This window comes from Actinomycetospora sp. (assembly GCF_055612215.1).
The window spans coordinates 1-7,665 of sequence record NZ_JBVPVA010000273.1 but is presented as its reverse complement, the minus strand read 5'-3'; the positions used below and the strand labels follow the sequence as shown (position 1 = coordinate 7,665).

Annotated in this window: 7 protein-coding genes; 5 read left to right on the top strand and 2 right to left on the bottom strand. The window is 74.5% G+C overall.

The features are described 5' to 3' along the window. On the top strand, positions 1–454 hold a 454-nt coding region (locus tag AC0CYZ_RS07490), incomplete at its 5' end, for a DUF3093 domain-containing protein (protein ID WP_472213857.1). 177 nt (positions 455–631) lie between these two features. Here AC0CYZ_RS07490 and AC0CYZ_RS07485 read toward each other — a convergent pair. Next, positions 632–934: a DUF4193 domain-containing protein gene (locus AC0CYZ_RS07485; protein WP_179793927.1), complete on the bottom strand. Its 303-nt coding sequence runs from the start codon at positions 932–934 to the stop codon at positions 632–634. 300 nt (positions 935–1,234) lie between these two features. Between AC0CYZ_RS07485 and cei the strand changes: the two genes are divergently transcribed. Next, positions 1,235–1,867, top strand: coding sequence for an envelope integrity protein Cei (cei, locus tag AC0CYZ_RS07480; RefSeq protein WP_472213854.1), 633 nt, complete (start codon positions 1,235–1,237; stop codon positions 1,865–1,867). Here cei and AC0CYZ_RS07475 read toward each other — a convergent pair. Continuing rightward, positions 1,864–2,703: an inositol monophosphatase family protein gene (locus tag AC0CYZ_RS07475; protein ID WP_472213852.1), complete on the bottom strand. Its 840-nt coding sequence runs from the start codon at positions 2,701–2,703 to the stop codon at positions 1,864–1,866. The two genes, cei and AC0CYZ_RS07475, sit on opposite strands and share 4 nt — an antisense overlap. 48 nt (positions 2,704–2,751) lie before the next feature. Between AC0CYZ_RS07475 and ppgK the strand changes: the two genes are divergently transcribed. The 3 genes from ppgK to AC0CYZ_RS07460 all read left to right on the top strand — a co-directional run bounded on the left by ppgK (position 2,752) and on the right by AC0CYZ_RS07460 (position 7,650). Continuing rightward, complete coding sequence (gene ppgK / locus AC0CYZ_RS07470; protein ID WP_472213850.1) at positions 2,752–3,507, top strand: polyphosphate--glucose phosphotransferase; 756 nt, start codon at positions 2,752–2,754, stop codon at positions 3,505–3,507. Between the two features lie 244 nt (positions 3,508–3,751). After that, positions 3,752–5,146 (top strand): RNA polymerase sigma factor, encoded by a 1,395-nt coding sequence (locus tag AC0CYZ_RS07465; RefSeq protein WP_472213848.1) that lies wholly within the window; start codon positions 3,752–3,754, stop codon positions 5,144–5,146. A gap of 455 nt (positions 5,147–5,601) precedes the next feature. After that, positions 5,602–7,650, top strand: a complete 2,049-nt coding sequence (locus AC0CYZ_RS07460; RefSeq protein ID WP_472213846.1) for a DEAD/DEAH box helicase — start codon at positions 5,602–5,604, stop codon at positions 7,648–7,650. Positions 7,651–7,665 lie beyond the last annotated feature (15 nt).

The window sequence follows — 7,665 nt, the reverse complement described above, 5'->3', positions numbered from 1 at the left end:
GCCCGGGCTCGAGCGGCTCGGCCTGCCCTGGTGGGCGTGGCCCCCGGGCCTGGTCGCGGGGGCGCTCGTGGCGCTCGAGGTCGACATGGCCCTGCCGCGCATGCCGTTCTGGGTGCCGTTCCTGGTCGTGCTCCCGCTGGCCGCCGCCGTGCTGTGGTGGCTCGGGCGCATCCGGGTGGGGGTCGGTGCGGGTCCCGACCGCGAGCGCGAGCTGTGGGCCGGTGCCGCGCACATCCCGACGCGGTTCGTGGGGCGCACCGACGTCGTCCGCGACGAGAGCAAGCGGATGGCCCTCGGCCCCCAGCTCGACCCGGCCGCACACGTGCTGCACCGGCCGTGGGTCGGTCCCGCGGTGCGCCTCGAGATCCTCGACCCGGACGACCCGACGCCGTACTGGGTGGTGTCGACACGGCGGCCGGACCGCCTGCTCGCCGCGATCCGGCGCGAGCCGTAGGGCCCGCGGGCAGGGGTCCGGGCCAGGAGCGGGGCCCCGGACACGCGAAAGGCCCGGGCCGGGAGGCGTTCCCCGGGCCGGGCCCGTCGTGATCGGTCGTGCTGTCGTCGTGCTCGGTGTCGGGCGTGCTCGGTGTCGGTCGTGCTCGGTGTCCTCGCCGGCCCGTGGACGGTGGAGTCAGGCCGCGCAGTCGCGGCAGATGAACGCGTTGCCGCGGGTCTCTGCCAGTCGGCTGCGGTGGTGGACCAGGAAACAGCTGCCGCAGGTGAACTCGTCGGCCTGCTTGGGCAGTACCCGGACCGTCAGCTCCTCGCCGGACAGGTCGGCGCCCGGCAGCTCGAAGCTCTCCGCGGTGTCGGTCTCGTCGACGTCGACGGCCGCGGACTGTGCCTCGTTGCGCCGGGCCTTGAGCTCCTCGAGGCTGTCCTCTCCGATCTCGTCGGACTCGTTGCGTCGCGGGGCGTCGTAGTCGGTCGCCATATGGTGTGTCCCACCCTCGTATTGCGGTGTTGTCGTGCGGCTGCACAACGCGGGGCGGCACCGGTTTGTGCCGGGGCCGTCGAGTGACGCGGGTCTCATCGCCGCCGGGTGCTGACACCTGTCACGCCGCGAGGCGGCGCGAGGGTAAACCACGGACCGCCGCGGCGGTTCCGGGAACCACTGCTCCGAAGGTGTGATCTCGCGCGGTGCGGGCCCGGGACGACGCGTCCGGGGCCGGTCCCGCGCGCCCGGGTGCGGCACCGGCGGCCGGCCGCGGGCCCGCCACTAGGGTGGGGCCCCGTGGCCGCCTCCGTGTCCCGGGCCGGCAGCGGGTACCGGCGCCGTCACCTGCTCCCCATGGGCCTGCTCGTGCTCGTCCTCGCCGTCGCCAGCCTGCTGACCTGGATCGTCGTCTTCGCGAACTCCACCGCCACGTCGGTGACCTCGTGCAACCCCCCGGTGTCCGGGGGCGGCAGCGTGCAGTCCCGCACCGCCCTGGACACCACCCCCGCGGCCGCGCCGGCGGACACCGCGGTGCGGGTGCTGAACGGCGCCGGACAGCGCGGGTCGGCGCAGCTCGCCGCGGTGGAGCTCGGCGAGCTCGGCATGCCCGAGGCGGGCGAACCCGACAACGACCCGCTCTACCCCGGCCAGGACCTGTCCTGCGTCGGCCAGATCCGTTACGGACCGGCGGGGGCCTCGGCGGCCCGCACGCTCTCGCTGGTGGTCCCCTGCGCGGAGCTGGTCGACGACGGCCGCCAGGGCGCCGCGGTCGACCTCGCGCTCGGCAGCGACTTCCGGGACGTCACCCCGAGCCAGGGGGCGCAGGACGCCCTGAAGGCGCTGACCCGGAGCAGCTCGTCGGGCGGCACGGTGCCCGGCACCGAGCCGGCCGCCCTCTCGGCGCTGCGCAACGTGGACTGCTCCGCCTAGATCTCCCCCGCCCCGTGGGCACGCAGCAGGTCGGCGAGGCCCGCGGCGACCCCCGGTCCGGCGGCGAGCAGCGCGTCGGGCCCGAGCTCCTCCGGGTCGGCCGCGTCCGGGCGGCGCACCACGGCGCCCGCCTCCTGCGCGATCAGCGCCCCGGCGGCCCAGTCCCAGTGGTTCAGGCCGTGCTCGTAGAAGCCGTCCACCCACCCCGCCGCCACCGAGCACAGGTCGAGCGAGGCGCAGCCCGCCCGCCGGACGTCGCCGATCTCGGGCGCGAGGCGCGCGAGCAGCGCGGCCTGCCGGCGACGTCGCTCCGGGTCGTAGCCCAGGCCGGTGGCGACGACGGCGACCGGGGTCCGCCCGAGGGCCGAGGCCCGCAGCACCCGGCCGTCGAGCGAGGCGCCGTGGCCGACCGCCGCGCTCCACACCCGCCCCGACACCGGCTCGACGACGGCGCCGGCGAGCGGACGGCCGTCGACCTCGGCACCGATGGAGACCGCGAACCAGGGCAGGCCGTGCGCGTAGTTCACGGTGCCGTCGATCGGGTCGACGACCCAGCGGACCTGGCCGGGCTCCGGGTCCGCGTCGGCCCCGCCCTCCTCGCCGAGCACGACGTCGCCCGGGCGCAGCGCGTCGAGGCGCTCCCGGATCCGCGTCTCGCACTCGCGGTCGCCCTCGGTCACGACGTCGGTGGCCGAGCTCTTGGTCGGCAGGTCGGCCACCGAGCCGGGCCCGACCACCCGGTCCCGGACGGCCAGGGCGAGCTCGGCCGCCTCCCGCGCCACCTCGACCGCGACCTTCTCCAACGTCCGGACATCCTGATCGTCCACGGGTCCCATCGGACCACAGGTGACCTACCATCCCCGGTCAGCGCGAGAGGGGACCACGTGAACGACGCATGGCGACTCGGGATCGACGTCGGGGGCACCGGGGTCAAGGGGAACGTGGTCGACACCCGCACCGGCGACCTCGTCGCCGAGCGGGTGCGGATCGCGACGCCCCACCCGGCCACCCCGGAGGCGGTGGCGGACACCGTGGCCGCGGTCGTCGAGGCACACGCCTGGGAAGGCCCCGTGGGGATCACGCTGCCCTCGGTGGTCAAGGACGGCGTGGCGCACACCGCGGCCAACATCGACCCGAGCTGGCCGGGGACCGACGCGGTAACGCTGTTCGGGGAGCGCCTGGGGCGTACCTCGGTGCACGTGCTCAACGACGCCGACGCCGCCGGGCTGGCCGAGATGCGCTTCGGGGTCGGGCAGGGCCGGGGCGGGGTCGTGTGCATGCTCACGATCGGCACCGGCATCGGCAGCGCGGTCTTCCACGACGGCGTCCTGCTGCCCTCCACCGAGTTCGGGCACCTGCAGGTCGACGGGCACGACGCCGAGACGCGGGCGTCCGCCGCGGCCCGCGAGCGCGAGGACCTGAGCTGGGGCAAGTGGGCCAAGCGGCTCTCCCGCTACCTGCAGGTCCTCGAGGACCTGATCTGGCCCGACCTGTTCGTCCTGGGCGGTGGCGTGAGCAAGAAACCGGACAAGTGGGTGCCGCTGCTCGAGGCGCGCACCGAGGTCGTGCCCGCGCTGCTGCAGAACCAGGCCGGCATCGTCGGCGCCGCGATGGCCGCGGCCGAGGGCACGAGCCCCTGACCTGCGGGTTCGTACCCCGGACGGCCGCAGCAGAGATCTCCGTTCGGAGGGCGCGGCAAGCGGTCCCCGTGAGGTACGGGCGGCGGTCACCCGGCGTCGTTACAATGGAGCGCAGCCCAGGTCGGCGCACCGCCTGGACCGGGTCCGCAAGCCGCTCCCGACGCCCTCCGTCGTGAACCGCCCGCGCCCCGTCCCGCCGGTCCCGTGCCCGCCCAGCAGTGTCGTTCGTCGCGAAAGGTCGTACGTGGCAGCCGCAGATTCCGCCTCCCGCCGTCGCGCCTCCACCGCCACGGCGGAGCAGCCCTCCGGGCTCGCCGTCGTGAGCACCGAGGACGCGGACGCCCCCACCACGGCCCCGGCCGAGGCGAAGACCGCGGCGCCGTCGCGGTCCACGAAGTCCGGCCGCGCGGCCAAGGCCGGTGCGGCGAGCAAGACCGCGAAGAAGGCCCCCGCCAAGAAGGCCGGCACCGCCGACGCCCCGGCGACGGGCGAGGGCGAGCCCGACGCGCCCGAGGGCGAGCTCGAGGAGGCCGCGCCCGGCGCCGAGGACCTGACCGACGAGGTCGAGGCGCTCGGGGCCGAGGTCGTCGAGGTCGTGGAGGCCACCGACGTCGAGACCGAGGAGCCGACCGAGGAGGACAAGAAGTCCGGCGACTTCGTCTGGGACGAGGAGGAGTCCGAGGCGCTGCGCCAGGCGCGCAAGGACGCCGAGCTCACCGCCTCGGCCGACTCGGTCCGCGCCTACCTCAAGCAGATCGGCAAGGTGGCGCTGCTCAACGCCGAGGAGGAGGTCGAGCTCGCCAAGCGCATCGAGGCCGGCCTCTACGCGGCGGAGCGCCTCCGCAAGGTGGCCGAGGCCCAGCAGGAGCTCGCGACGCAGATGCGGCGCGACCTGCGGTGGATCGTCCGTGACGGCGAGCGCGCCAAGTCCCACCTGCTCGAGGCGAACCTCCGCCTCGTCGTCTCGCTGGCCAAGCGCTACACCGGCCGCGGCATGGCGTTCCTCGACCTGATCCAGGAGGGCAACCTCGGCCTGATCCGTGCGGTCGAGAAGTTCGACTACACCAAGGGCTACAAGTTCTCCACCTACGCCACGTGGTGGATCCGCCAGGCCATCACACGCGCCATGGCCGACCAGGCCCGCACCATCCGCATCCCGGTGCACATGGTGGAGGTCATCAACAAGCTCGGCCGCATACAGCGTGAGCTGCTCCAGGACCTCGGGCGCGAGCCCACTCCCGAAGAGCTGGCCAAGGAAATGGACATCACCCCGGACAAGGTGCTGGAGATCCAGCAGTACGCCCGGGAGCCCATCTCGCTCGACCAGACCATCGGCGACGAGGGCGACTCGCAGCTCGGTGACTTCATCGAGGACAGCGAGGCCGTGGTGGCCGTCGACGCGGTCTCCTTCACCCTGCTGCAGGACCAGCTGCAGTCGGTGCTCGCCACGCTCTCCGAGCGCGAGGCCGGCGTGGTCCGCCTGCGCTTCGGCCTCACCGACGGCCAGCCGCGCACCCTCGACGAGATCGGCCAGGTCTACGGCGTGACGCGCGAGCGCATCCGCCAGATCGAGTCGAAGACCATGTCGAAGCTGCGCCACCCGTCGCGCTCCCAGGTGTTGCGCGACTACCTGGACTAGATCCTGCCCCGACGCCGGCCCGGTCACCACGCGGTGGCCGGGCCGGCGTCGTCGTGCGCCCCGGGGCACCGGCGACACTCGCGGGGCGGTGGGAACAGCGCGGTCCGGGCCGGGCGCGGTAGGATGGCGCTCGCGAACCCGGTACGCCCTCTGCTGCCCGTCCGGCACGGTCGGTCCGTCTGGTAGGCCGTCACCGTCGACCGGTGGGTGTCCCCGGGTCGCGGACCGTTCGGGTCCACCGTGGCGATCGCCCGGGGACCCGCGGGTCGGTCCGCATCGCGGCGGAGTCACGCGGGTCGTCCCCGTGGCCCCGCCGACCGCAGCACGATGCCCGGCAGCGCCTGCCGGGTGTTCAGAGGAGGTACGTGGCTCGTCGAGGCCAGACCCAGACCAGGGCCCGCCGTGGCGGCGCCCCCGGTGGCGACCGTCGGCGCAACCGCGGCCGCGAGGACGTCATGTCCGTGCTCGCGCAGGCCGTCCGCGAGGTCCAGACGGCGCTCGAGCGCCGGCGGGTGACCTCCGCGACGCGCACGACGTTCCAGGCCGCCACCCTGCTGCTGCGCGACGAGCGCGCGCGGGTCCGGGCCGACGAGACCATCGGCGAGACCCGGCGGGCCGAGAAGCAGAAGCGCCTCGACGACGTCGCGTCGTCACTGGCCCGCACCGCGGTCCGCGACCAGGCGCTCATGGCGCTGCTCGGCGAGGACGCCGTCGTCACCCCCGAGGCCCGGGCGCTCGAGCGCGAGATGCTCCAGCGCGCCGGCATCGAGCCGGCCCCCGTCGAGGCCCCGCCGGTCGAGGAGGCCCCGGCCGCGCCCGCCAAGCCGGGCGTCGTGCCCCAGTCGGTGGTCTCGCGGCAGATGGCCAACCCGTTCCTCGCCCCCGACTTCTCGGCCGCGCGGCCCAGCGCGGCCCGTCCGTCCCGGCTCGCGGGCTGGGAGCTCCTCGGTCCGCTGCTGCGCTCGTTCGAGCGCGCCGGCAGCGGGGCCTCCGCCTGCATGGACCTGCCCGCGCCGATCTCCCGGCGCGCCGCCGGCGGGCACGAGCTCATGCCCCACCAGGCCCGGCTGGTCGCCGCGGCCGCCGAGGGGCACCGCACCTTCCTGCTCGCCGACGAGCCCGGTCTCGGCAAGACGGCGCAGGCCCTCCTCGCGGCCGAGGCCGCGAAGGCGTTCCCGCTGCTGGTCGTCGTCCCCAACGTCGTCAAGACGAACTGGGTCCGCGAGGCCGGCCTCTGGACCCCGCGCCGCAAGGCCACCGCGATCCACGGCAACGGCGACTCGATCGACGGGTTCGCCGACATCGTCGTCGTCAACTACGAGGTGCTCGACCGGCACGTCGGCTGGCTCGGGGAGTTCGGCTTCCGCGGGATGGTCGTCGACGAGGCGCACTTCATCAAGAACAAGACCTCGCAGCGTTCCCAGCACGTGCTGGGACTGTCCGAGCGCATCCGGTCCTTCACCGCGCGCCCGCTGCTGATGGCCCTCACCGGCACCCCGTTGATCAACGACATCGAGGACTTCCTCGCCATCTGGGAGTTCCTGGGCTGGATCGACGACAAGAAGCCCCTCCCCGACCTGATGGACGCCCTGACGGCCACCGGGCTGACACCGGCCGACCCGGGCTTCTCCGCCGCCGCCCGCCAGTGCGTCGTCGACCTGGGCATCGTCCGGCGCCGGAAGGTCGACGTCGCGGCCGACATCCCGCCGCGGCGCATCGCCGACCTCCCCGTCGAGCTCGACGGGCCGACCGGCCGGTCGATCCGGGCGGCCGAGCGCGACCTCGCCCAGCGGATGGTGGGACGCTACGAGGACGCCATCGCCGCCCGCGGCTCCGGCCCCGTCGACGGGATCGACCACGACCTCGTCCGCCGGGTGGCCACCTGGGAGCAGAAGGACGCGGCCTCCTCGCCGAACGGCGACAACGTGTTCAGCATGATGCGGCGCATCGGCCAGGCAAAGGCCGCCCTGGCCGCGGACTACGCCGCCCAGCTCGCGCGCAGCGCCGGCAAGGTCGTCTTCTTCGCCAAGCACATCGACGTCATGGACGCCGCCGAGGAGACGTTCACCAAGCAGGGCGTGCGGTTCTCCTCGATCCGCGGCGACCAGACCTCCACCGTGCGGCAGCGGAACATCGACGCCTTCGTCAACGACCCGGAGGTCGCCGTCGCGGTCTGCTCGCTGACCGCGGCCGGCGTCGGCATCAACCTCCAGGTGGCCTCCAACGTGGTGCTCGCGGAGCTCCCCTGGACCGCGGCCGAGCAGACCCAGGCGATCGACCGGAGCCACCGGATCGGTCAGTCGATGCCCGTCACCGCGTGGCGCATCCTCGCCGCGCAGACCATCGACGCCCGGATCGCCGCGCTGATCGACGACAAGGCGGGCCTCGCCGCGGTGGCGCTCGACGGCTCCGACGAGGAGGTCGGGTCGTCGACCGACGCGCAGCACGCGGCGCTCGTCGCCCTGCTCACCGAGGCCCTCTCCGCGGGGCCGTTCGGGGGCTGACCGGGCACCTCAGCC